This window comes from Berryella intestinalis (genome assembly GCF_000814825.1).
In the GTDB taxonomy this organism is placed as follows: Bacteria; Actinomycetota; Coriobacteriia; order Coriobacteriales; family Eggerthellaceae; genus Berryella; species Berryella intestinalis.
The window spans coordinates 1,395,829-1,421,127 of sequence record NZ_CP009302.1 but is presented as its reverse complement, the minus strand read 5'-3'; the positions used below and the strand labels follow the sequence as shown (position 1 = coordinate 1,421,127).

The window sequence follows — 25,299 nt, the reverse complement described above, 5'->3', positions numbered from 1 at the left end:
CATGAGGATTCTGCTTGTCGGAAGCAAGAACAACCCCCAGGCGGTTGATGCGCGGTTCCAGCTGATGGCGTACTTCCAGTCGCAGGGGATCGGCTTCGAAAGCATCGACATCGACGATCTGCCCGATTGCACCTTCGTCTATTCGGGGCAGACCCTCGAACAGCTCGACCCGCGTTTCGCGGGAGGGTTCCAGATGGTCGTGGCCCTGGGAGGCGACGGCACCATCCTGCGCACGTCGCGGGTAACGGCGCTGCTCGACTGCCCGCTTTTGGGGTTGAACTTCGGCCATCTCGGCTTTCTGTGCAATACGGTGGAAGGTAACCTCATCGCCACGATGTCGGAGGCGCTGGCCGGCGAGATCGCTGAGGAAAAGCGCGAGAACCTGTATATCTCGGTGGAATGCGAGGGCGACGACGAGGGGCTGGCCATCGAGGGTCCGCGAACGCTTTTCGCCCTCAACGAGATCACCATCGCGCGCGGTGCGTCCGGGCGCATCTTCAACTTCGACATCGATGTGTCGGGCGATCGCGTGGCCCGCATGCGCGGCGACGGCGTGGTGGTGGCGTCGGCAACGGGATCGACGGCCTACGCGCTGTCTGCGGGAGGGCCGTTGGTGGCTTCGGGGTATCGGGGCATGGTAGTGGTTCCGGTTGCGCCCCATACGCTCAATTCGCGCGCCATCGTCACGGCTCACAGCGATGTGGTCGAGATATCCATCGCAGACGACCAACCCAACGGACACGACATCTCGTTTTTCGTGGATGGGGACGTGGTCGAGTTCGAGCGGCCGGTGAGAAGCGTCGTCGTCAGCGCGAGTGATCGTCCCACGCGGCTTTTGAAGTACCGCCGGGAGGGGTTCTACAAACTCATCGCAAAAACGTTCTTCAACATGAACGATTAATCTACCTGGTGTTATGAGGTTCCCTTTACAAACATCGCGGAAAAGGGCGGCGCTGTGCTAGCATAGGTGACCGTAGCGCTTGTATAAAGGCGATGTTCGCTCAGGAGGGATCTGGATGGATTTCACATCACCGATGCTCACTCGACGCGCATTCGCGGGTTCGGCCGTGCTGTTCGGCGCGGCGCTGGCCTTGGCGCCCTCTCGCGCTTTCGCGGTTTCCGCAGCGGAAAAGCAGGCTGAAGCCGATGCGGTGCGTGCGCAGCTCGTGTCGCTCCAGGCCGATTTGGAGCAGGCCGAAGCTAATTACCATCGCGCCATAGAAGAGCGCGACGCAGCGCGCGCGGCTATGGACGAGCAACAGGTTCTCATCGACGCTTCAACCCGTCGCATCTCCGATCTGCAGCAACGTTTGGGAGATCGTGCGGTCAGCATGTACCGCACCGGCCCCACGGGCTTTCTCGACTTCATGCTGGGTGCGAAATCGTTTGACGAGCTCGCCCAGAACTGGGACCTGCTGAACCGCATCAACGACGAGGACGCGCGTCTGATCGAGGAGACCAAGCAGGAAGAGGCGCGGCTGGAGGCGGCGCAGGAGGAATTCGCGCACCAGGAGCGGATTGCGGCCGATAAGGCGGCTGAAGCAGAACGCATCAGCGCCGATGCCAATGAACGGGTGGAAAAGGCCACGGTGCTGCTGAACACGCTGGATGCAGAAGCGCGCGAACTGCTGGAGCAAGAGCAGGCGGCTGCTGCAGCTGAAGAGGCGGCGCGCCGTCAAACGATCGAGGAGAGGGCACCTGCCCCCGTTGCCGGCCCGATCGATCGGGGAGGGCAGACGTCCGATAATTCCGCAGCGGCCGACTGGGCGCTGACGAAGATCGACTGTCCGTACGTCTTGGGTACCGCAGGGCCCGATACGTTCGATTGCTCCGGTTTGGTGGTGTGGGCCTACGCGCAGATAGGCATTCACCTTCCGCATTTCACCGAGTCGCTTTACGCAGCGGCAAAGCGCGTGGTTCCCATCTCGCAGGCGCGGCGCGGCGATGTGCTGTACCGTTACTGGCACTGCGGCATCGCGCTCGTTCCCGGCGGATCGAAGTACGTTCACGCTCCCACGCGCAACGCCAGGGTGCGCGATACCGACCCCCTCTCGTGGTCGGAGTTCACCTGCGCGCTCCAGTTCTAAGGGGCTTCGGGTTTTCAACGCGCCGGCTCTTTCATCGAAGCGTTCGCGCATGCGCGGTCTGCCGGCTGCTTTTTCTGCACTATGCATAGCTCGAGGCGAGGCGCACCCCGTATCTTGGGGTGCGCCTCGCGTTTGCACTCAATGCATGGTGGTTTTGCTTGATATTTCGGATATTTTTTGCTTCCGATCTGCGGAAACAGTATCCTGAATTGTGAAATTCGCGGCTCTGTCAACCCAAAATGGGAAAAAACGTCCGAAATTGGCCTTCGTTGACGAAATACCGCAAATTCAAGCGATCTACCAGGTGATATGAAGTGAAGAACAAAACACAAACCTGAAAAAGCACGCGTGTTAGTATAGAGCGTGCAACGTCTCGATATGTACCCAATTGTTCGATCAGGAGGTTTCTATGAGCGAACAAGTAACGAATCTGAGTAGACGCGTGTTCATCGGTGGCGCGGCGCTGTTCGGCACTGCACTCGTGATGAACCCGAATCGCGCGTTCGCTGTCTCTGCCGCCGAGAAGCAGGCCGAGGCCGACGAGGTCCGCAACCAGCTGGTTTCGCTTCAGGCTGATCTCGAGAAGGCATCGAACGATTACTATGCCGCCCTCGAGCAGCAGCAGGCTGCACAGTCTTCCATGGAAGAGCAGCAGACCCTCATCGATCAGGCGTCTTCCCGCATCGATGAGCTGCAGACGCGTGTTGATTCCCGTGCCGTCAGCATGTACCGCACCGGCCCCACGGGCTTCCTCGACTTCATCCTCGGGGCCTCTTCGTTCTCCCAGCTTACTCAGAACTGGGACATCCTCAACCAGATGAACGAGGACGACGCGCGCCTGGTGGAGGAGACCAAGACCCAGAAGGAGGCTCTCCAGACCGCAAAAGACGAGTATGCTCGTCAGGAGCAGATCGCTGCCGACAGGGCCGCAGAAGCGGATCAGGTGCAGCGTACCGTTTCTTCCAGGATTTCTGAAGCATCGGCGCTTTTGGAGTCGCTTGATGCGGAGACGCGTGAGCTTCTCGAACAGGAGCAAGCTGCCGCTGCAGCTGCAGCGGCTCTTGAAGCCGCCGCTGCTCAGCAGCAATCCTCTTCTGATTCGGGAGCTTCCGATTCTTCGTCTAGTGCGGGGTCGGGCACGAGTGGCAGCGGCGCGGGATCTCAGGTCGTTTCGAACACTTCTGCACCCTCTTACACCGCTCCTTCCACTCCGTCGTATTCGGGAGGCGGATCGGCTAGCGATAATTCTGCGGTCGTCGGCTATGCGATGTCTCGCATCGGCTGTCCTTATGTCTGGGCGGCTGAGGGTCCCAGCTCCTTCGACTGTTCGGGTCTCGTGGTGTGGGCTTATCGCCAGATCGGCATGAACCTTCCGCACTACACCGAATCGCTTTACGCGTGCGCCAAGAATGTTGTTCCGGTTTCTCAGGCGCGTCCGGGGGATGTTCTCTATCGTTACCAGCATGTTGGCATTGCCGTTGGCTATGGCGGCGTCCCCTATGTTCATGCACCAACGTTCGGAGCCCAAGTGCGAGACACCGACGCGCTCTCTTGGTCGGGTTTCACGGCTGCGTTGCAGTTCTAGGTTGGTTGAGGTGACTCGTAGCGGGTCGCCTCTCTTTTGATCAGCGCCAATAGCGCTTCCGCCATCGATGAGCTCATTGCGCCTCATTCTGCGGAGATCAAGAATGGTTATATTTTCGGAGGGACAGCTGCGGTTAGTTCTGCAGTCGAAGCAAAGCTCAGAGCGGCTTAGTTTCCAGAAAGTATCGAGGAAAACGTGCGGTTCTGATCAAGCGCGGCAACCCAAATCGAATTCGGACAACTGGATCGGAGCGAGATGTTCCGGTCCAGTTGCCTATTAAGCGACGGGAAGCGGATTTCGGCGTCTCGGCCGTTTCAGGTGCTTTCGATTCGATCGTGTATCTGTCAAAAAACGGCAGGTTTGCATCGGCGTGTACGAAAATCGTCCCTGTCTGTCAAAAAACGATGCGTTTGCATCGGCGCACCTGTCACATCGATTCGGTGTATCATTCTTCACCTGGTATTTTGCAGGCTTCTAGAAGAATCATGTGCTCGAAATGCTCTTCAGGCTTCGGATAGCGAATGCAAACCTGCCAATTCTTGACACGGAAACGGCTTTCGCGCGCACGCCGATGCAAACCTGCTGTTTTTTGGCCGAGGGTTGCTTTGGGTGGGAACTCGGCGAGCTCGATCTGCGCGTGCAGGGGTCCGGCTCGAACGGGGATAATGCGCACGACCGCGCGCGCCACCGCGGTGGTTGGCAGGTGCGGACTGCGTGTGCGTTGACCCGGAGAATGCAACCTGCGGATACTTGCCGATCAACGGGTATCCGGCTCTCGCGCAGCCTCTTTCAGTTCGTCTATCAGCATTCGCGCGGTCTCGTCTTCGAGGAAATCCTTGCGGTACAGCACGTAGAAGTCGGTCTCGAACGGAAAGTCGATCAGGTCGAACGTTCGGCATTCTCTGCGGTTATCGATCCCGAAACGGGGAACCAGGGTCTCGGGCACGATTCCCACCCCTTGATCGAAATTGCGCCCGAAGTAATCGAAGTGGCTTTCGATGGGAACCGACTTCAGCCGCACATGCGCACCAGCTGCGGAGAAACGTTCGACCACTTCGTCGCGGATGTACCCGTCGTAGATGTCGGGCGGCGCGATTATCGTCTTTCCGTCCAGGTCGGCGGCTTGTATCGTTTCCTTGTTGAACAGGTCGTTTCCCTCGGTGACGTAGAAGTGGATGGGCTCTCGGCGAACGAAGAATCCCGCAAGTTCCCTCTCGTCAAGAGAAGCCTCCGCCTCCGACTTCGGCACCCATGACTTGATTCCCGCGACCACCAGGTCGTTCGATCCGTCTTCGAGTGCGCGGATATTGCTGGCGGCGCTGGGAACGGTCGCTATCTCGATGGTTTTGCGCTCGCATGCCGCGCCGAGGCTGCGGCAAGCCCTATGGAGCAGGCTTTCGATCCACGGAAGGTTCGTCGCCGAGATCTTGACCAGGAGGAAGTTGCCTTCGAGAGATTGGTACTCCGACACGGTTCTCCGAACGCGCTGAACCAGCTCGTCGGCATCGCTGACGAACCTCTTGCCCAAAGGGGTGAGCACCAGGTTCCGCCCCTCCTTTCTGAACAGGCGGCATCCCAGCTCGGATTCGAGATCGGCCATATGCTCGGCAAGCGTCGCCCGTGCGACGTACGTTTTCTGGGCAGCGGACGACCAGTTCAGGTCGTGTGCCAGCGCAAGAAACTCTTCAAGATGACGGGTATCCATGGCGTTCCTTTCGCAGTCGTTCTTATCAGGATATCTGATTTGGCCCCGTTGCGCTGCTGTGCGCAAAAGCGCATCGGGTGTCGGCGTTCCAACAGAGCCGTCGGTTTTCCTGCATCGAGGTCGAACTTCGACCGTGCGTTTTCGGCTTCGCGTTCATACCATGGAACCGAAGAGGTCGCTTGGGTGCGAAGGGGGCGTCCAAGCGGCGAGGGATGGAAACGAGAAGGAGGGTTTCATATGGCTATGGATCGCAGGAGCTTCCTGAAGGGTGCCGCCCTGGCGACGGGCGCAGGCGCGCTCGCGGGATTGACGGGCTGCGCCCAGCCCAAGGCAAAGGGGGAGGCGCTCGATGCGGCGTCGAAGGAGAAGGCCGCTTTCGAGGAGGCCGCCGCTCCCATCGAACCCGTCTCCGAGCCCAGCTCGTGGGATGAGGAGTTCGAGGTCGTGGTGGTCGGGTCGGGCGCTGGTGGTACCAATGCGTCGATCCGCCTGGCCCAGGCGGGCTACAAGGTCGTTATGCTCGAGCGCAACGAAGACCTGGGCGGAAACTCCAAGCACTCCTCGGTATTCTCCAATTTCGGCGGCCACAAGCAGGCCGAAGACCGCAAATGGGCGTATCCCAGCTACCCGTACGACGTCGACAACATCGTCGAGTTCATGCTCGATTGCCAGCAGATGACGGGGGATCCCGAGCTCATGCGCGCCATGGCGATCGAAGGGCCCAAGTGCATCGACTGGATGAACGAGAAGGCGGGTGCGAAGTGGGTTCCCATGAACCCCTCTCCTGCGGGCGCGGGGCTGCTTGAATGGGAGGGCATGTCGACGCCCACCAACGGCATCAACGTGAACCTCATCCCGTTTAAGCAGCTGGCCGCGACTGCGGAGGGCGCCGGGGTCGACATTCGCACCAGCAGCCCTGTGACGGCCCTGGTGTTCGACGGCACCCGCGTCACGGGTGTGCGCATCTCGTCGGGCGGCCGCGACAGGTTCATCCGGGCGACGCGGGCGGTGGTTCTCACTGCCGGGGGCATGGAGGTGAACCGGGCCATGATGGCCAAGTACAGCGCGACCTGCCTCGAGGGAATCGCCAACATCGCCACGCCCCCGAACGGCACCGGCGAGTGCATCCGCATGGGCCAGGGGGTCGGTGCGGCTCTGAGCGGGTTCGATTCGACGGGCGCGTTCGACGGCGGCGTGTGGTGGCGCGACTACAACGAGTTCGACACCGAGATGGACTGCCACATCAACAAGGACGGCAATCAGGCGTTGCGTCAGCCCTGGCTCCGCATCAACAGCCTGGGCCAGCGCGTTCCGTACATCTCGACGTCGGCGCGCAGCTTCCCGTACACCACCGAGGCTTCCCCCTCGTCTGCCGGCTTGTGCGACACGGCCGGTATCGAGATGGCGCAGCCCGGGGGAAAGACCTTCGTGTGCTTCGATTCCAAGTTCGACGAGCTGGTGACGAAGAATTTCTTCGGCCAGGTGATCTGCCGCAAGGCGAAGATCGTGGCTGCCGACGATCCCTACATCGATCGCGTTCCCGAGTGGCTGCGCGACTGGCATACCGGATTCCAACAGATGATCGACGGGGGAGCCATCAAGAAATGCGATACCGTCGAGGAGCTGGAGGAGGCGCTGGGGCTTGAGGCGGGGACGCTGGTTTCGGCGGTCCGCGCATGGAACGACGCGTGCGAGGCGGGCGAAGACTACGCCCTGTCGTACAAGTACCCGAAAGAATGGCTGATCAAGATCGACGAACCGCCGTTTTACGGGGCGAAGCTGGGCGGCCACGTGTTCGGTTCGAAATGCGGCCTGCTGGTGAACGGCCGCATGCAGGTGATCTCGACGTCGGGAGCGACGCGGCCATTCCCGGGCTGTACGCCGGATGGCATACCGCCGGCGGATCGGCGGGCGACGGCAACGCTGCCGGTAAGCCCCTGACCGGCATGTACGCCGACCTTGGCCTCGCCTTCGTCGGCGGTTACATGGCCGCGGGCGGCATCATGGCCGAGGACGGGAAGAGCGACCCGCAGTAAAGGTCGTGGCTCGTATGCGCTGAGCGGACAAAGCGTTTTCGATTCCGGCTCGCCCCCTGCTTCTTGGATTCGGGAAGCAGGGGGCTTGTTTTTTGCCGGGATTCCTTCTCGAACCGTGGGGTTCGGCTTGTGCATCGACGCGTTGCGCGCATGGCTGCGGCTTTGCCATCGTTGCGGAATCCCCAAAATCCTGCAAGCGAGTTTTGCGCTGCGGATCCGCAACTATAATGGTTCGATAGAGTTACTCATGGTCAGGAGGGGGCCATGTACGAACCGCATTTCATCGCTTCTCACGGATTCGTGTTGAGCGGCGCCACTTTGGCCGAGCTGTCGCGTGCGGAGATGGAACTTTCTCGTTTGGAGGCGCGCGTAGAGCTCGATCGCTCCCGAGAAGCGCTCTCGCAAAACCTCGCCCGTCTTGAGGCGATAGCCACGTTGCGCATCGACGGTGAAAAACCGCTGATAGAAGATCTGCTGCGCATATCCAGCCGATACGAGATCATGAATCTTGAAAACATTGAGGATGGAGGCGAGGGTCTGCGGATCGATGAGTTTCTTGCATTGGGCCAGCATGGTTTCAGCAGATCGGCGATCGACGCGTTCAAATATCTCGAAACGATCAAATGGATTGTGCGTACGGTTGACGAATCTTTTAGATTCACCCCCGACTTCCTGCTCGATATCCATTCGATGTGCCTGTTCGGGAACAGAGCCGCGCAAAGCGGGATCGCGTTTCGGAGCCGCCCCCATTCTTGCGGCAAGGCATCGCAGACCGTTTCCATGTCGTATCTGCCTCCCGATCCGTCTCGGGTTCTCGATTTTATAGACGACCTGTGCCTTTTTGAGAACCGAAACCTGTACTCGCCGATCGCTCAAGCGGCGCTTGCTCATTTTCAATTCGAAGGCATCAAACCTTTCAAAACCGCCCTTGACCGTACCGGACGGGCGATGAGCCATGCGATCATGAGGCGGAGGGGGTTCTTTCGGAAAACGGTTGTTCCCATTGCGCTCATGCCCGCCATCGATACGCGGGCTCACGCTATCCGTCTCCTTCCGTATCAGCGAGGCTCTGAGATGCAGGGGAGGTCAAAGGCCCATGTTTTAGACGAGTGGGTGAGGTTTTGCGCCCACAGCTCCCATGTTGCCGCCATGGCTATGCGCACCCATCTTGAGACGTGCACGGCTCTGGAGAGGCATTGGCGCAACCGTATGGGGAAGATAAGCAAAGGATCGGCTGTTGAAGAGCTGATCTTGGCGTTTATCGGCAATCCCCTCATGACGGTGTCCCATGCGTCCCGGCTTATCGGACGGGGGATATCCGCTACGAACGACGCGATGAATCGCCTACTCCAAGAGGGGATCGTTCATTGCGAAGAGCTCCCCGGCGCAAGAAATCGGTTATTCGTTGCCGATGAGTCCATCGTTTTGCTCGATAGGATGGAGCGTTGCATGACCCAGAAGGATCCCATATCTCGAGACGATGCCCTTTTCGACTTTTCGGGTGCGGTTTAGTCGATAGGCTCATTACGGAATCGCTATTTATCTGCAAACAAGTTGTAGGGGCGCTATTCGATGAGTAAGGTGTGCCGTAGAGGCTGGGGATGCGAGGGGGCTGACCGGATCAGAGGCGATGTCGCCTGGGCGCTGACCTATAGATCGATCTACTGAAAAAGGGTATTCGAAACCCCATCGGGGCTCTAGCTTGTCGTGTCTTTTTGTTCGGGAACAGGAGGATGGGAATGCAAGGTGAGAAGAATCCGATCGAAAAAAGCGTCGGGATCGCATGCTCTAGCGTAAGTCGTCGTCGGTTCCTCAGGGCGGCCGCCATCGCGGCCGGTTCCGTTCCGTTCGCCGGGTCGCTTGCTTCGTGCGCGCCCCGTACGGGGGAGGATGCGAAAAAAGGAGAGGCATCGGTTCAGTCTCCTTCGTATGACAGGATCGCTCGTACCGTGTGCGCTCCTAACTGCGTGGGGAGCTGCGGCGTCAACGCATTCGTCAACGATGACGTGATCGAAAAAATCGAACCGGCCGATTTTCCGGACACAGCGTACAACCGTATCTGCCTGCGCGGGATTTCCAACGCCATGCAGCGCGTTTACTCTCCCGATAGAGTGAAGTACCCGATGAGGTGCGTGGGAGAGCGGGGTTCTGGAAACTGGGAGCGCATCTCCTGGGATCAGGCAATGGATCTGATCTACGAGAAGATGCAAGACAACATAAAGAATTACGGCCCCGAGTCGAATGCCTGGCTCGGTATGACCGGCAATTATGCAGCGGTTCCTCAGATCTTCGGGACGCTTATGGCGATGTCGTACGGGGGGACCTCCTTGACGAATTTCGGAATCATGGGCGATTTAGGTGTGAACCTGGGGTTTTTACCGACACTGGGAGTGCATCAGGATGCGAGCGCTTGGGAGGATCTTGTTGGTGCGAAGAGCATCATCATGTTCGGGTGCAACTATGCCGAGACGAATATGCAGGAAATGCACTTCGTCATCGATGCTCAAGAAGCAGGGTCCAAGCTGGTTGTGATAGACCCGCGTTTCTCGCGGACGGCGTCCAAAGCGGATTGGTGGATTCCCATTCGCCCCGGCACCGATTCGGCTCTCATTCTCTCGATGATGAACGTTATCGTTAATCGGAAAAAGCACGATGAAAGCTACCTGCGTTCGAACACCAACTCCGCTTTCCTCGTCAATGTCTCTACGGGCAAACTCGTGCGCCAGGGCGAGGATTACCTGGTATGGGATGGCGAGGAAAACGCCTCCGTACCGGTTGCCGCGCTCCCCGATGAAACGAAGCCGCAGTACCCTTCGGTAAAAGTCGAGGGAGAGGTGCCTGAAAAGTGCCAGGTTCCGTCTACGGCGGTTCTCGAGGGATCTTTCTCTGTTCAGATCGATGGTGAGTCCGTTGAGGTCAAACCCGCATTTCAGCTGATACTCGAGTCGCTTGCTGCATACAGCCCGGAAGCTGCGAGCGAGATTTGCGAGGTTCCATCCGAAGATATCGTCAAACTTGCGGAGCTATATCTCGATGCGCCGTCCAACTTGCGTATCAGTCAGGGTACCAATCGTTACTGGAACGGGCATCTTCCAACGCGCGCAGCTATTCAGCTGGCTGCTTTGTGCGGAAACATCGGAAAGCCCCATGCGAACGTAAACTGGGCTGGCGGATCTCTCATGAGGTTTCTGTTTTCCCTGCCTCCCGAGGCGGTCATGCCCGTTTCGGGGAAGGCTGCGAAACAGCTCCCGGGTACTCAGTGGATGGATATCGTTGCTTCCGGAGAGCCGTACCCCATCAAGATGCTGTGGATCAACAATTACGGATGGGGAACGCAGGGGCCCGAACGGGAGAAACTTTTAAGCGAAGTTCTCCCTAAACTCGACTTCGTTGTAGTAAGCGAGCAGATAATGAACGAGGGCGTGAATTTCGCCGATCTCGTTTTGCCGGTCACTACGTATTACGAGGAGCCTTTCGAGGTGGTCACAGCCTGGTCGTCGCTTTACGTTCAAGTTCGAGAGCAGGCGATTTCCCCAATGTACGAAGCTAAAACCGATTGGGAGATCGGCCAGATGCTCGCAGAGCGCTTCGGGATAAAGAAAGGGAGCCTTTGGGAGCTCGACATCAAGGATTATTACCGCGACTATGTTTTCGCCCGCAATCTTGCACCCGAGTTCAGAACGATGGATTTCGACGAGCTGTGCGAGAAGAAGGTTCTCCGCGCAAATTTTGCCGAACCGCATATCGCCTTTGAAAGCCAGCGGTTCATGACCCCTTCTGGAAAGGTGGAGATATACACCGAGAGCCTTGCGGATCTAGGGGAGGGTGTCGCAACGTTTTACGAACCCTATGAGAGCAACCGTAACGACAAGGCGAAGACATACCCTCTCACGTTCATGAACTGCCGAACCGTTTACACCACGCATTCTCAGCACGTGAACCTTCCTTGGATCAGAGAAGTTGTCGCTCCTGAGCCATGGTTGGAGATATCGGTTGCGGACGCTGCGGAACGCGATCTTTCAACGGGCGATATGGCACGCGTCTTCAATGATCGCGGCGAATATCGGGTGAAGGTCCTCGTTACCGAAGAAATCAAACCCGGGTGCATTAACCAGCGGCAAGGGTGGTGGCCCAAACATTTCCCGGATGGATCGCACTACAGCAGTTTGTTGCATATGGAGCTCAATCCTGCTCAGGATGCCGTTATGGAAACCAATTTCGCACCGTATGACAACTTGGTGCAGGTAGAGAAGGCTTAAGGGGGCGTCATGACGAAATATGGTTTTGCAATCAACCTTCATCGCTGCGTCGGTTGTCGAACCTGCACTATAGCCTGCAAGATGGAGAACTCGGTGCCCGAGGGGATTCAGCATATGCGTGTGCTTAACGATCAGGGCGATACGGTGTACGACGTGCCTTCGGGCTCATACCCCGCCCTGTCGTTCGAATGGACGCCCGTCCCCTGTATGCACTGCGATTCGTCTCCCTGCCTTCCAGTATGCCCAACGGGGGCGACGTCGAAGCGAGATGACGGGATAGTCCTTGTCGACGAGGAGAAATGCATCGGCTGTCGGATGTGCATGGAGGCCTGCCCTTACGATGCCCGGTCATTCGACGAGTCTTCAAAGACGGTGGTGAAATGCTCTTTGTGCGCACACCGCCTCGATGCGGGCCTATCGAGCACTATGTGCCAGCTCTGTTGTCCGAATCGCGCGATCGTTGTCGGTGATTTGGATGACCCGGATTCTGCCGTATCTCGGACGATAAGGGAAAACGAGACGATTCGTCTCCTTCTCGAGCAGGAAACCGGCCCGAACGTGCATTATTGGCGATCGGTCAATCAGGGATTGTAGGAGGTGCGGAGCGGCCGCGCGGCCGCTCCATTTCGTTGTGAAGGAGGTTGCGATGGAGCTTGCCGTTGATTCCGCTTTCGCGGATGCGCGCCTGCTTGGTTCGATCGCGCGCGGCTTTTACCGCCCCGATGCCTGTTTTTGCGCAGATGTCCGGTCGGGGTCGTATTTTCGCGAATTCGATATGCTGTTTCCGTCGTTCGGGGAATCGGCCGCAGGCGGGGTCTTTTCGCTGTTCGATGATTTCTCTTTCCAAATCGCAGGATTGCCGCTCGAAGACCTTCGTCTCGTTCTTGAAACGGACTACAACCACCTGTTCGTGGGTCCCGGTCAGGTTGCAGCGCCTCCTTACGAGTCGTTTTACCTTTCGGCCCAGCAAAGCGGCCGCAGAGGGATCTTGCGCGGCAGCTTCGAGCGGTGCGTTACTGACTATTATTCCGACCACGGCTTTCGCCTAGTCGATGATTCCGAATTCTTTTCAGATCACCTTGCTGTCGAGCTCGAGTTCTTGTCGCAGTTATCGCTTCGAGAAGCTCGGTATCTGCAGCAAGGCCTCAATGAAGATGCGGATTTGCTTCGGAACGTGGGCGATCGCTTCTGCAGAGAGCATCTTTCGCTATGGCTGCCGTTATTCGCGGATCGGGTGGATAAAGAAGCGCGAACTTCGTTTTATAGGGCCCTCGCACGATTGTGTTTGGGGTTCGTGAACGGGGGCGATGCATCGGATGAGGGTCGATAGGACCTTAGCCTCATGGTTTGACGAGGTTGCCTTCCGGTTGTGAGGATGGTGCCTGCAGGGATGTTCGGGGTATCGTTGCTCGCGAGCTGTTGCAGCCGCCTATTCTTTCAGCTGCTTGCCGTCGGTGTCCCAATAGAAGCGTTTGAATTTGCGGATCTGGTTGAGGTGCATGATGCTCGACCAGATCCCGTGCATCATGGAGTCGGGGCGGTAGTGCAGCGGGTAGGCGTCGCGGGTGAGCCCGAGGGTGTCGAGGGCGCGCTTCAGAAGACCTTCGTCGCGGATGCTGCGCTTCAGCACGTAGGCGGGCACGCAGCAGTACAGGAAGGGCTCGTAGGCCTCCTGATAGGGGATCTGCTCGCCCAGCACGAACTCGCGCACGATAAGGCTCGCGAAGTTCACGCCGCCGAGGCTCATGTAGTAGGTGTTTCGCCCGCAGCGGGTGTTCACCTCGAAGAAGCGGAACGACCCGTCGCGGCTGTCGTATTTGATGTCGAAGTTCGCCATGCCGCGATAACCGGTGCGTTTGAGGAACCGGGCGGCGGCGTCGATGATGTCTTGCTGGCGCTCTCCCATGATGGCCAGGGGGTTTCCCAGTGCGGTGGGGTCGTGGTCTTGCAGGCACACCTGCCCGCCCGACACGACCCGGATGTTGCCCTCGGCATCGGAGAACGTGGTGAGCGTGCGGATGGCGTCGTCTCCGCCGGGGACGAAATCCTGCAGCACCAGCTCGGCGTTGTAGTCCGAGGTGCGGATGTCGTGCCATACCTGCTGCATCTCGTCGGGCGATTCGATCTCGTATATCTTGCGCTTGCGCGGAATGGAGGCGTCCTGGAACTGGGCGGAGTTCGAGGGCTTGGCGATAAGCGGGTAGCCGAACGTGTCCACCGGCAAGTCGGCGGGACCGTTCGCGCAGTCGAAGTACCGGGTTTCGGGATAGGGGATGTCCAGCTCTTCGCACAACTCGTAGAAGCGGCGCTTCTGCGTGATCTCGTCGAGCAGGGAAAAATCGATGTAGGGAACCGAGAACCCGGCGGCTTCCAGGCGCTGCTTTCCCGACGATAGGAGGCGTGCGTGCACGTCGTCGCAGCCCAGCACCAGCAGGTGCGCTTGGGGGTCGGACGCGCGGGCCTCGCGGGCGATCGATTCCAGGGCGGGGTACAAGACGTCTTCGCGCGTGGTGACGCCCTCGATGAGGCGGTAGTCGGTGAACTTGCTGCTGGACAGCATCTTGATGTCGCGGCTGGCCAACACGATGGTGCGCGCGATGCCGTAGGCGCGGTGGAGCTCGCGCACGTAGCTGTAGGCGAGGATGTCGCCTCCCACGACGACGGGAACGAGGTGCTTCGAGATATCGTTTTGTTGCAGGTTAACGTTCGCGTCTGCGCTCATGGTAGACTTTGCTCCTCAACGTGGGATACTGCGTGCTTCGTGACGCAGTCATTATTCCATACCGCGGGCTTTTGGGTTCCAGCGCGCCGACGGAGATGCGCGAAACAACGCAAGCGCCCCAAAAACGCGCGCGTCTTCGCGTTAGACTATCGTAAAGAGGAAGGTATATCCGCATGTGTGGATTCGTAGGCTTCACCGCGGTCGATTTCGACGAGCGGGCCAACCGCGACGTCGTCAAGGACATGGCGGACCGCATCATCCATCGCGGCCCCGATGACGAGGGCTATTTCGTGAACGACGACATCGCGATGGGATTCAGGCGCCTGTCGATCATCGATCTGGAGGGAAGCCGTCAGCCCATGCAGAACGCAGACGCCACGGTGACGGTCACCTTCAACGGCGAGATCTATAATTTCCAGGAGCTGCGCTCCGAGCTCCAGGGCATGGGCTACACGTTCGTCACCAACGGCGACACCGAAACCATCGTTCACGGCTACGAGGCGTGGGGAACGGGCGTCTTCGAGCGGCTTCGCGGCATGTTCGCCATCGCTATCTGGGACGATGCGAAGAAGCGCCTGGTATGCGCGCGCGACATCTTCGGCATCAAGCCCTTCTACTACCAGCATGACGGCGAGCGGCTCATCTACGGGTCGGAGATCAAGGCGTTTCTGGCGCACCCGAAGTTCCGCAAGGCCGTGAACCGCGCGATGCTGCCCCAGTACCTGTGCTTCGAGTACATGAACGACTCCCAGACCATGTTCGAAGGGGTCCACAAGCTTCTGCCCGGCCACTTCATGGTGTTCGAGCAGGGGCGCCTCGACATCGAGTGCTTCTATCGCATCACGTACAAGATCGACGAGTCGAAGAGCCTCGACGAGTGGGCCGACATCGTGCGCGACACCTTCGACGAATCCGTCCGCGCCCACGAGATAGCCGACGTCGAGGTGGGCAGCTTTTTGTCGGGGGGCATCGACTCGTCGCTTGCCGCCTACGCGATGGGCCAGCACCATGCCGAGGGCGTCAAGACGTTTTCGGTCGGATACGAAATCGGGTGCGAGGACAAGCTGGCCGAAATCGCCGAGCAGTCCGATTTCGAGATCAAGCTCGACGAGCTGGCCGATTCCAGCAGTTTCGCGGCGTGGGCGGGCCTTCCCAATTTCGAGACGCGCGTGTCGGCCAAGGAGTTTCTGGATATCGTCCCCACCGAGCAGTACCACATGGACGAACCGTTGGGAGCTCCGAGCGCCATCCCCCTGTACTTCGTGTCGCAGCTGGCGCGCAAGCAGGTGAAGGTGGTGCAGTCGGGCGAGGGCGCCGACGAGCTGTTCGGCGGATACTGGATCTACCACGACCAGTACGAGTTCTCGAAGTACCTGTCCGTCCCGCGCCCCCTGCGCGCCCTGGCCGGCGCCGTGGCCGAGAAGCTGCCGCCTTTCCATGGGCGCAGGTTCCTCATGCGCGGATCGGGAGGCCCCGAGAAGTCGTATCAGCGCACGTCGATGAACTACATGTGGGACGAGATCCCCAGCGTTTTGAAGGGCTATGCGGGTCCGTGCAAGCCGTGGGAGTGGGCGCGTCCCCACTTCGAGGAGGCGGCCAAGCAGAACACCGACATCATCACGCAGACCCAGTACGTCGACATGGTGAGTTACATGCCTTTCGACATCTGCCTCAAGGCCGACAAGATGTCCATGGCGCATTCCATCGAGCTGCGCGTCCCCTTCCTCGACAAGAAGGTGCTGGATGTGGCGCTTCAGCTGCCCACCGTATGTCGCGTGGACGATACGCACTCCAAGTACGCCCTGCGCGTGGCCGCCAGCAAGCTGGGATTCCAGAAGAAGGTCGCCAACATGCCCAAGCAGCCCTTCATCACGCCCCTGACGGTGTGGCTGCAAACCGACCTGTTCTACGATCGCATCAAAGAGGCCTTCACGGGTGAGGCGGCTCACGAGTTCTTCAACGTGGACTACCTGATGCGGATGCTGGACGACCATAAGAGCGCGAGCTTTTCCACCACCGAGGGCCGAGGCAAGCTGAAGATGATGCGTATCTGGAACATCTACTGCTTCTTGTGCTGGTACGAGGTGTTCTTCGGCGAGTCCTCGAAGAAGCTGGCTCCGAAAACCCAGGTTGCTTAAGGTTTTCACTCCCAGTACGCAAAACGGGACCGGCGTCGTCGCCGGTCCCGTTTTCGTTCGGGCGATAGGAGGCGGCCCTTCGACGAAGGGCCGCCGCGCCGTTTAGGCGTGGTAGTAGCGTCCCTGCTCGAACTGGGGTTCGCAGCACACGTTGATGCCCAGCGTCCGCAGGAGCTGCTCGTCTTCCTCGTGGAGGATGAACGAGAAGTGGGCATCGCATCCGCGCAGCTCCTTGAGGTGCGAGATGGCCTTTTCGGCATCGGGGGAGTCGATGGAGCTGGTGGAAAGGGCGATCAGCATCTCGAGGGGATGAAGCTGGGGAGTGCGCTGGTTCAGCTGGTTTTCGCGCAGGCTGCAGATGGGCTCGAGCGCGCGGTTCGAGATCACCCACGTTTCGTCGGCGATGCCCGCCTGCGCCTTCATGGCGTTGATGAGCACCGAGGCGGCGGCCCCCAGAAGCTCCGAGGACTTCCCGGTGATCACGCGTCCGTCGTGCAGCTCGATCGCCCCGGCTGCGCGCCCGGTTTCGGCGGCGCGGGTCAGCGCGGCGGCGCGCGACGGGATGAGATCGGTGTCGATATGGGCCTTCTTCATGAGAAGCTTGACCTTGGCCGCGTCGACGGCTTCGGTTCCCATGCGGCGCGCGGCCTCGGCGGCCTTGAAGTAGCGGCGCACGATCTCGCGGTTCGCAGCCGCGCGCACGGCCTCGTCGTCGACGATGGCCTTGCCCGCCATGTTGACGCCCATGTCGGTGGGCGACTGATAGGGGCTTTCACCCTGAATGCTGTCCAGCATGGCCTTCAGCACGGGGAAGATCTCGATGTCGCGGTTGTAGTTGACGGTGGTCTGCCCGTAGGCCTCCAGGTGGAACGGGTCGATGGCGTTCACGTCGTCGAGGTCCACCGTAGCCGCCTCGTAGGCGATGTTGACGGGATGATCCAGCGGGATGTTCCAGATGGGGAAGGTCTCGAACTTCGCATACCCGGCGGTGATGCCGTGCCGGTGCTCGTTGAACAGCTGCGACAGGCAGGTGGCCATCTTGCCCGAACCCGGCCCGGGCGCGGTCACGACCACCAGCGGCCGCGAGGTCTCGATGAAGTCGTTTTTCCCGTAGCCCTCGTCGCTTACGATGTGGTCGATGTCGTAAGGGTAGCCGGCGATGGGATAGTGCAGGTAGGTGCGCAGGCCCAGGGCGTTCAGGCGCTCGCGGAACTGGTCTGCGTTGGGCTGGTTGCGGTACTGCGTGATGACGATGCTTCCCACGAAGAACCCGCGGTCGTTGAAGGCGTCGACCAGGCGCAGGACGTCCTCGTCGTAGGTGATGCCCAGATCTCCCCTGATCTTGTTGCGCTCGATGTCGTTCGCGTTGATGGCGATGACGATCTCGGCCTCGTCGGCCAGAGCCTGGAGCATGCGCAGCTTGGTGTCGGGTTCGAAGCCGGGGAGCACGCGCGCGGCGTGGTAGTCGTCGAACAGCTTGCCGCCGAATTCGAGGTAGAGCTTTCCGCCGAACTGGTTGATGCGCTCCCTGATGTGGGCCGCCTGCAGCTCGATGTACTTCTCGTTGTCGAATCCTTGTCGCATTCCATCCCTCCTGGTGAATAAGGTATTTCAGCCGTTTGCCGAAAAACGCTCGACGGTTTTCGGGCGGTTTTCGGCAATAGGGAACAGTATAGATCACCCGCAGCGCCGCGCTCGGCGGGAAACGCCGCCGTCCGCCGAAATCGATGCGGGCAGCCGTGCGCTGCGTCGTCTGGAAGAAGGCTCGCCCCCGCGCATCCTCGCTCTCGACCCGGCTTCGGGGCTCGTCGGCGAAGTGCTTCCACCTGCGATGAAACATGCTGGAAATCTGGGCGTGTTCTAATTGCGAATTACCAGCCGACGGGGTGTTGGATGCTAGAATCGAAAGACGTTTGCAAGGCTTTCTCGGCGTTGCAGGCGTTTTTTATTTTTCAGCGACGCGGCTGTTCGGGCTGCGGATTCGGGAGGCGGATAGCGCGATGGCAAAGTACATTTTCGTGACGGGCGGCGTGGTGTCGTCTCTGGGCAAGGGCATCACGGCGGCTTCCCTGGGCCACCTTCTCAAAGCGCGCGGGTACAAGGTGACCATGCAGAAGATGGATCCGTATCTCAACGTCGATCCCGGAACGATGTCGCCGTTCCAGCACGGCGAGGTGTTCGTCACCGAAGACGGTCACGAAGGCGATCTCGACCTGGGCCATTACGAGCGCTTCATCGACGAGAACCTTTCGCGCGAGTCGAACTTCACGCAGGGCTCGATTTACCAGACGCTGATCGCCCGAGAGCGGCGCGGCGACTTTCTAGGGGGGACCATGCAGGTCATTCCCCATGTGACCGATGCCATCAAGCAGCGTATCCGCCGTGCGGCCGATCAGTCCGGCGCCGATTTCGTGATCTCGGAGATCGGGGGCACGATCGGAGACATCGAAAGCCAGCCGTTCATCGAGGCCGCGCGCCAATTCAAAAAGGAGCTGCCCGCAGGTGACGCGGTGTTCGTCCACGTGACGCTCGTTCCCTACATCGCCGCTGCCCACGAGGTGAAGACCAAGCCCACCCAGCATTCGGTGAAGGAGATGCGCTCGCTGGGCGTGCAGCCCGACTTCATCGTGTGCCGCTCGGACCACGAGGTCGATGCGGCCGTGCGCGAGAAGATCGCGCTGTTCTGCGACGTCGATGCCGATGCGGTGCTGGGCTGCGAGGACTCCCCGTCGATCTACGAAGTGCCCTTCAAGCTGTTCGAGCAGGGATTCGACGTCAAGGTGTGCAAGCGGATGGGGGTCCAGGCCCCTCCGATCGACCTCGGACCGCTTTCCGGGTTCGTCCAGGCGGCTCGCGCGTGCGAGGAGTCGTGCGATATCGCGGTGGTGGGCAAGTACGTGAGCCTGCCCGACGCCTATCTGTCGGTTACCGAGGCGCTGCGCCATGCCGGGGTGGCGCTGGGAGTGAACGTGAACGTCTGCCTGGTCGACGGGGGAGAGCTGTCCGACGACAACGCAGCGGAGATTCTGGGCGGGGCCGACGGCATCCTGGTTCCGGGCGGTTTCGGCCAGCGCGCGTTCGAGGGCAAGATCGCCGCCGCCCGCTATGCGCGCGAGAACGGGGTGCCCTACTTCGGCATCTGCCTCGGCCTTCAGGCGGCTGTGTGCGAATTCGCCCGCAACGTCGCCCATCTGCCGGGCGCTTCTTCGGCCGAGTTCGAGGAGGATCTCGCGCATCCCGTGGTCGATCTTATGCCCGAACAGGAAGACGTCGAGGACAAGGGCGGCACGATGCGCCTCGGATCGTACCCGTGCAAGGTCGCCCCGGATAGCAAGGCGTTCGAGGCGTACGGGGAAGAGGTGGTCTACGAGCGGCATCGCCACCGTTTCGAGGTGAACAACGCCTACCGCGACCAGCTGGTCGAGGCCGGCCTGCGCATCTCGGGCGTGTCGCCCAGCGGGCGGTTGGTGGAGATGGTGGAAATCCCCGATCATCCGTGGTACGTTGCCAGCCAGGCGCACCCGGAGTTCAAAAGCCGTCCGACGCGCCCGCATCCGCTGTTCACCGGTTTCGTGAAGGCGGCCTGCGCGAAACGCGGCTAGGTCGGCTGCCGGAAGGGGGATGGTATGGCGTTCGAATCGGTTCGCGCAGAGTACCTCGCGTACCTGCGCGTCGAGCGCGGCGCGTCCCCCCTCACCGTCAGCGCGTACGAGTCCGATCTGGCGGACTATGCGCGGTTTCTGGATCATCGGGGCGTAACCGAGCTCTCATCGGTGAGCCGCAGCGACATCGTGGGATACGAAACGCATCTGCTCGAGCAGGGCTATGCGGTGACCAGCATCGATAGGCACCTTTCGGTGGTCAAGGGATTCCATCGGTTCCTGGTGCGCGAGGGTCGTCTCGAATCGAACCCCACCTCGACGGTGAAGCTTCCCAAACCGCCCTCGCGCCTACCCGACGTCGTGTCCATCGACATGATCGCGTCCATGCTCGACCTTATGGACGGGACCGACGCGATCTCTCTGCGCAACCGCGCCCTCCTCGAGGTGCTGTACGGGTGCGGGTTGCGCGTCAGCGAGGCGGTGGGCCTCGATATCGATCGGATCGATTTCGACGAGGGGTTCGTGCGGATCGTGGGCAAGGGCGGCAAGGAGCGGGTCGCTCCGCTGTCGGGATGCGCCGCTGCGGCGCTTTCGGACTACCTCGAGCGCGCGCGGCCTCAGCTGGCCAAGCCCGCGGCGCCGTCCGCATCGGCGGTGTTCCTGAACGCGCGTGGATCGCGTCTGTCCCGGCAGAGCGCCCACAAGATAGTCTCGGATGCGGGGATGCTGGTGGGCATCGGCAACCTCCATCCCCATACCCTGCGCCACTCGTTTGCCACCCATATGCTGGAAGGAGGCGCCGATCTGCGCGTCATCCAGGAGATCTTAGGCCACGCCGATATCTCCACCACCCAGATCTACACGCATGTGAACAGGTCGCATATCAGGGAAGAATACCTCGCCGCCCATCCGCGCGCCCGCGCATAACCCTGCCGTCCCGCGCCCGTTCGCGCGGCTGTGCCGCCTGCTTCTCCGTCCGGTCATCTACCCGAAGCCCCGCGCGTCTGCTTGTGAGAGCACGGCCGATCCGGGCGGCCCCGCCGCGACCCTTCCGCCGCCCTCGGCGGCTTCCCTGCGCTCTTTCCAGCGCCCGCCCGTAGGACGTGTGGCGAAATTGTGGCCGCGCGGGTCCGAAGGCGCGCCGCCGCACCGGGGCGATCCTCGTGTCCCACTTTGCCCCACCGTCCCTTTTCCAAGGTTGTTTTCCCTACTTGCATCCCTATATTGTGTTGGTTCCCGAAAGACGACACCACATGATGTGGGACTTCATCCTCATAAAGCACCTCGTTCAGACGACCGTAGATTCAGGCTGGCTATGAACACTTTTTCGATCAGCGATTATTTCCCCAAACTGCATGATTATGTTGAGAAGTGGGGCAAAGTGGGGTAGTATGTGACGCGTCGACAGTAACGAACGGAACGGAGCGGGGAATGGCGGAAGAGGTGGGAAACGTCGTCGATCTGAACGGCGAATATCGCTTCAAAGCCGATTCCAAGGGCCGCGTGTCTTTGCCCGCTAAGTTCCGCAAGGTGCTGTCGAACGATCTCGTGGTAACCAAAAGCCTCGATGACCAGTGCATCTACGCTTTCGAGGTTCCCGCCTTCAACGGCTGGGTCGCCCAGTTGTTCGAGGATCGGTTCGGCGGTTACTCCGCTTCCAATCGGGAGCACAGCCGCCTGAGGACCGCCCTTAAGGCTCGGGCCTTCGACGTTCAGGTCGACAGCGCCGGCCGCATCATGATCCCCGCGGATCAGCGTGCGACGGCGGGTATCGACAAGGACGTGGTCATCGTCGGCAACACCGGCTACTTCGAGATCTGGGACGCCCAGCGCTACGACGCCATGAATTCCGAGATCGACCTCGGCGTTCTGTTCAGCTCGTAGGGTGAGGCGATGACAAACGAATATCGGCATACCCCGGTCATGCTCGCCGAGTGCCTCGAATATCTGAAACTCGAACCGCAGCACACGTTCGTGGACGCAACGCTCGGCGGAGCAGGCCATTCCTTCGAAGCTGCCCAGCGCTTGGGCTCGGGCGGAACGCTCATCGGCATCGATCAGGACGAGGTCGCCCTCGCGGCGGCCCGCTTGAAACTCGAATCGATACCGAGCGATCGTCGTCCCCGCCTCGAGCTTTTGCGCGGCAACTTCGGAAACATGGATGAATTACTCGTTTCAGCCGAGGTCCCGGGAATCGACGCGGTCTTGTTCGACCTCGGGGTTTCCTCGGTGCAGATCGATACACCGTCTCGCGGCTTCTCCTTTAAGGAAGATGGCCCCCTTGATATGCGGATGGATCCGGGCAAACAAACCCTAACCGCAGAAGAGATCGTCAACACCTACAACGCATCTGATCTCACTCGGATCATCCGTGCCTACTCGGACGAGCGGTGGGCGAGCCGCATCGCGGACTTCATCGTGAAGCGCCGCGAGAGCGCGCCCATCACCACGAGCGGAGAGCTGGTCGAGGTTGTGAAAGCAGCCATACCGGCCTCGGCTCGCCGCGCGGGAGGGCATCCCGCGAAACGAACGTTCCAGGCTCTTCGGATCGAAGTCAACTCGGAGCTCACCGTGCTGAAGTCCGGTTTGGACGCAGCGGTGCGCTGGCTGAATCCCGGAGGGCGGATCGTCGTGATCTCGTATCACTCGCTGGAAGACCGCATCGTCAAAGAAACGTTCAATTCCCTTGCGAGGCGCTGCACGTGCCCTCCGGACCTTCCGGTGTGCGTGTGCGGCAAGCAGCCGATACTCGAAATCGTCACCCGCAAGCCCGTTCTCCCCTCGGCGGGGGAGGTCGAGCGCAACGCACGGGCGCGCAGCGCCAAAGTGCGCGTGGCAACCAAACTCTAACCGCCTTCGGAAACGAGGGCGGGATGCACTGAAAACGCGAACTAAACGGACCGAAAACGAACCAGAGGGCAAACGTACATGGCTAGCGCGCAGACCGCATATCGTCTCAACGACTTCGAATACGCGCCCCAGCGCGCGTCGCGGCCCGATGTGCGCGTCGTTGCCGGAACACGCACCGACGCCGGTTCGCTTCCCCCTTCCATTTTCCTCGCCGCCAAGGTGATCGCCGTCGCGATGGTTGTATTCGCCCTGGTCGCGATGGTCCGCATCGGCCTGCAGTCGGCCGCCGTCTCCAGCGCGGTCGAAGGCCAGGAGCTGTCCTCGCAGATAAAGGAAGCCCGCTCGTACGGCAACGACCTGGAGATCACCCAGACCTCCCTCACCAATAACTCGACGCTCAGGGCGGTTGCCGCCGGCATGGGCATGGAGGCACCCGAATACACCTCGTCGATCGTGCTGGAGAAAGACGTGGTGGCCACCGACGGGTCCGGCAACCTCTCGCTTTCCCAGAGCGTGCGAAACTCCGTGGACGTCCGGGGGTAGCCCATGGCACGCAAGACGACCCGAACCGGGCGCGAGAGCGAAGCTGCCGACAGGTCCCCCAAGGGGGGCCGTCTTGTTGTTCGGGACTCGTCGCGCACGTACTGGGCGATCGTTCCGTTCCTGGCCATAGCCGCGGTGTTCTTCCTTCGCCTGTTCTATCTCGACGTGATCGTGGCCGACGAGTACTCGAGGCAGGCCCAGGAGGCGCGCACGTCGAAGATCGTCGTCGAGGCCCCGCGCGGCACCATTTACGATCGCAACCATAACGTGCTTGCCATCAGCGTCGATGCCACGACGATCTATGCGAATCCCTCCGAGATCGACGACGTGCAGGCAACCGCCGCCCAGCTGGCGACGGTTCTGGGGGGCCAGGCTGACGACTACGCCGCGAAGATGGGAAACCGCAACCTCCAGTTCTCCTACATCAAGCAGAAGGCCGACGTGTCGGTGGCCGACAAGGTGAGGGAGCTGGGGCTCAAGGGGATCTACTTCCTCGCCGATTCCAAGCGCTCGTATCCTTACGGCCAGGTCGGAGGCCAGCTGGTGGGCGCGTGCAACACCGAGGTGGACGAGCAGACCAAAGAAGAGTACCTCACGGGCATCTCGGGCCTCGAGTACTACTACAACGACGTTCTATCGGGAAAACCCGGTTACTACGAGGCGGAATACGCCCAGAACGGATCGCCCATCCCCGGTGCGGTCCATCAGTCGGTGGCCGCCGAAGAGGGCCAAGACATCGTCACCTCCATCGACATCGAGATGCAGCGGACCCTCGAGCTGAAGCTCGCCTTGGGACTGTACCAGGTGGGCACCGAATCGGGCACGTCGGTGATCATGGACGGGGGCACGGGCGAGATCTACGCCGCCGCGTCGTACCCGCTGTTCAACCCCGCGGACCGCTCGACGGTGGCCGAGGGGTCGATGCAGCTCAAGGCGGTCTCGCATCTCATCGAGCCGGGCTCGGTGTTCAAAACCGCCACGGCCATGGCGATTCTGGAAACGGATACCATGACCCCGAGCGACACGGTGTACGCCCCCGCCTCGATCTCGGCGGACGGCTACGTGATATCCGACGCGCATGAGCGAGGCGACACGGTGTACAGCCTGCGCCAGATCATGCAGTACTCGTCCAACGTCGGCATCTCGCTGTCGGCCGAGAAGATGGGCTTCGACAAGTTGTACGACCACATAAAGAAGTACAACCTGAACTCCCCGACGGGCGTGGACTACCCGGGCGAGCAGACCGGCTATATGGTGGACTTCGCCGACTGGAGCCGCGTGGTGGGCTACAACGTCAGCTTCGGCCAGGGCATATCGCTCACCCCGCTGCAGATCACGCGGTTCTACGGCGCCCTGGTCAACGACGGCGTCGAGTGCACGCCGCACTTCCTCATCGGCATGTCGAACGCCGAGGACATGCCCGATTGGGAGGGCCAGAAGGAGAAGGTGATCGAGAACACGGCCGCGATCGCCGATATGACCAGCATGCTGAAGACCGTCGTCACGGACGGAACGGGCAAGCGCGCGGCCATAGAGGGCTACAACGTGGCCGGGAAAACCTCGACGGCCGAGATCTACGACGAGGTGAACGGCGGGTACCTCAAAGGGGTGTACAACCTGTGCTTCGCGGGCTACATCGCCGATTCTTCCAGCCAGTTGGTATGTTTTGTGGGAGCCGACAACGTGCCTTCCGATAGCGCCGTTACCTTCATCTTTCACGATATAATGACCGAGGCTATCAATCGCTACAACATCGTATCTGAGTGAGGCGG

At 60.5% G+C, this 25,299-nt stretch carries 20 protein-coding genes; 16 read left to right on the top strand and 4 right to left on the bottom strand.

Annotation, left to right across the window (positions count from 1 at the left end; all coding sequences use genetic code 11):
- The first annotated feature begins 1 nt into the window (after position 1).
- The 3 genes from JI75_RS06235 (at position 2) to JI75_RS06225 (ending at position 3,672) form a co-directional block, all read left to right on the top strand.
- Positions 2 to 901 (top strand): NAD(+)/NADH kinase, encoded by a 900-nt coding sequence (locus JI75_RS06235; protein ID WP_039689585.1) that lies wholly within the window; start codon positions 2 to 4, stop codon positions 899 to 901.
- Positions 902 to 1,016: 115 nt separating this feature from the next.
- Positions 1,017 to 2,087: a C40 family peptidase gene (locus JI75_RS06230; RefSeq protein WP_039689582.1), complete on the top strand. Its 1,071-nt coding sequence runs from the start codon at positions 1,017 to 1,019 to the stop codon at positions 2,085 to 2,087.
- Between the two features lie 409 nt (positions 2,088 to 2,496).
- Positions 2,497 to 3,672, top strand: a complete 1,176-nt coding sequence (locus JI75_RS06225) for a C40 family peptidase (protein ID WP_039689580.1) — start codon at positions 2,497 to 2,499, stop codon at positions 3,670 to 3,672.
- Positions 3,673 to 4,117: 445 nt separating this feature from the next.
- Here JI75_RS06225 and JI75_RS09180 read toward each other — a convergent pair whose 3' ends face one another.
- Together JI75_RS09180 and JI75_RS06220 are read right to left on the bottom strand one after the other, a co-directional pair.
- Positions 4,118 to 4,360: a hypothetical protein gene (locus JI75_RS09180; RefSeq protein ID WP_158407630.1), complete on the bottom strand. Its 243-nt coding sequence runs from the start codon at positions 4,358 to 4,360 to the stop codon at positions 4,118 to 4,120.
- 69 nt (positions 4,361 to 4,429) lie between these two features.
- A complete protein-coding gene (locus tag JI75_RS06220; protein WP_039689578.1) occupies positions 4,430 to 5,377 on the bottom strand; it encodes a LysR family transcriptional regulator in 948 nt (315 codons plus the stop codon).
- Positions 5,378 to 5,614: 237 nt separating this feature from the next.
- Between JI75_RS06220 and JI75_RS06215 the strand changes: the two genes are divergently transcribed.
- The 5 genes from JI75_RS06215 (at position 5,615) to JI75_RS06195 (ending at position 13,002) form a co-directional block, all read left to right on the top strand.
- Positions 5,615 to 7,318 (top strand): FAD-binding protein, encoded by a 1,704-nt coding sequence (locus tag JI75_RS06215; protein WP_240993142.1) that lies wholly within the window; start codon positions 5,615 to 5,617, stop codon positions 7,316 to 7,318.
- 359 nt (positions 7,319 to 7,677) lie between these two features.
- Positions 7,678 to 8,925, top strand: coding sequence for a Fic family protein (locus JI75_RS06210; RefSeq protein ID WP_039689576.1), 1,248 nt, complete (start codon positions 7,678 to 7,680; stop codon positions 8,923 to 8,925).
- 227 nt (positions 8,926 to 9,152) lie between these two features.
- A complete protein-coding gene (locus JI75_RS06205) occupies positions 9,153 to 11,672 on the top strand; it encodes a molybdopterin-containing oxidoreductase family protein (RefSeq protein WP_052241653.1) in 2,520 nt (839 codons plus the stop codon).
- A gap of 9 nt (positions 11,673 to 11,681) precedes the next feature.
- Positions 11,682 to 12,266 carry a 4Fe-4S dicluster domain-containing protein gene (locus tag JI75_RS06200; protein ID WP_039689574.1) on the top strand — a complete coding sequence of 195 codons (585 nt, stop codon included), beginning with the start codon at positions 11,682 to 11,684 and terminating at the stop codon, positions 12,264 to 12,266.
- Between the two features lie 52 nt (positions 12,267 to 12,318).
- On the top strand, positions 12,319 to 13,002 hold the full coding sequence (locus JI75_RS06195; RefSeq protein ID WP_052241652.1) for a TorD/DmsD family molecular chaperone: 684 nt from the start codon (positions 12,319 to 12,321) through the stop codon (positions 13,000 to 13,002).
- Positions 13,003 to 13,101: 99 nt separating this feature from the next.
- Here the strand turns inward: JI75_RS06195 and JI75_RS06190 are convergent, their stop codons facing one another.
- A complete protein-coding gene (locus tag JI75_RS06190) occupies positions 13,102 to 14,394 on the bottom strand; it encodes a carboxylate--amine ligase (protein ID WP_052241651.1) in 1,293 nt (430 codons plus the stop codon).
- A 173-nt stretch (positions 14,395 to 14,567) separates the two neighbouring features.
- On the opposite strand from JI75_RS06190, the gene asnB reads away from it, so the two are divergent.
- Positions 14,568 to 16,532 carry an asparagine synthase (glutamine-hydrolyzing) gene (gene asnB / locus JI75_RS06185; RefSeq protein ID WP_039689571.1) on the top strand — a complete coding sequence of 655 codons (1,965 nt, stop codon included), beginning with the start codon at positions 14,568 to 14,570 and terminating at the stop codon, positions 16,530 to 16,532.
- 102 nt (positions 16,533 to 16,634) lie between these two features.
- Here the strand turns inward: asnB and JI75_RS06180 are convergent, their stop codons facing one another.
- Positions 16,635 to 18,116 (bottom strand): DUF1846 domain-containing protein, encoded by a 1,482-nt coding sequence (locus JI75_RS06180; protein ID WP_039689569.1) that lies wholly within the window; start codon positions 18,114 to 18,116, stop codon positions 16,635 to 16,637.
- 13 nt (positions 18,117 to 18,129) lie between these two features.
- Between JI75_RS06180 and JI75_RS09175 the strand changes: the two genes are divergently transcribed.
- The 7 genes from JI75_RS09175 (at position 18,130) to JI75_RS06150 (ending at position 25,294) form a co-directional block, all read left to right on the top strand.
- Positions 18,130 to 18,396 carry a hypothetical protein gene (locus JI75_RS09175; protein ID WP_158407629.1) on the top strand — a complete coding sequence of 89 codons (267 nt, stop codon included), beginning with the start codon at positions 18,130 to 18,132 and terminating at the stop codon, positions 18,394 to 18,396.
- A 136-nt stretch (positions 18,397 to 18,532) separates the two neighbouring features.
- The gene (locus JI75_RS06175) at positions 18,533 to 20,134 is read left to right on the top strand and encodes a CTP synthase (protein ID WP_039689567.1); all 1,602 of its coding nucleotides are present in this window, start codon (positions 18,533 to 18,535) and stop codon (positions 20,132 to 20,134) included.
- A gap of 24 nt (positions 20,135 to 20,158) precedes the next feature.
- Positions 20,159 to 21,061: a site-specific tyrosine recombinase XerD gene (gene xerD / locus JI75_RS06170; RefSeq protein WP_039689564.1), complete on the top strand. Its 903-nt coding sequence runs from the start codon at positions 20,159 to 20,161 to the stop codon at positions 21,059 to 21,061.
- A 504-nt stretch (positions 21,062 to 21,565) separates the two neighbouring features.
- Positions 21,566 to 22,018, top strand: coding sequence for a division/cell wall cluster transcriptional repressor MraZ (locus JI75_RS06165; protein WP_039689563.1), 453 nt, complete (start codon positions 21,566 to 21,568; stop codon positions 22,016 to 22,018).
- Between the two features lie 9 nt (positions 22,019 to 22,027).
- Positions 22,028 to 22,984 (top strand): 16S rRNA (cytosine(1402)-N(4))-methyltransferase RsmH, encoded by a 957-nt coding sequence (gene rsmH, locus JI75_RS06160; RefSeq protein ID WP_039689561.1) that lies wholly within the window; start codon positions 22,028 to 22,030, stop codon positions 22,982 to 22,984.
- 78 nt (positions 22,985 to 23,062) lie between these two features.
- A complete protein-coding gene (locus tag JI75_RS06155; RefSeq protein WP_039689559.1) occupies positions 23,063 to 23,527 on the top strand; it encodes a hypothetical protein in 465 nt (154 codons plus the stop codon).
- 3 nt (positions 23,528 to 23,530) lie between these two features.
- On the top strand, positions 23,531 to 25,294 hold the full coding sequence (locus tag JI75_RS06150) for a peptidoglycan D,D-transpeptidase FtsI family protein (protein WP_082019790.1): 1,764 nt from the start codon (positions 23,531 to 23,533) through the stop codon (positions 25,292 to 25,294).
- Positions 25,295 to 25,299 lie beyond the last annotated feature (5 nt).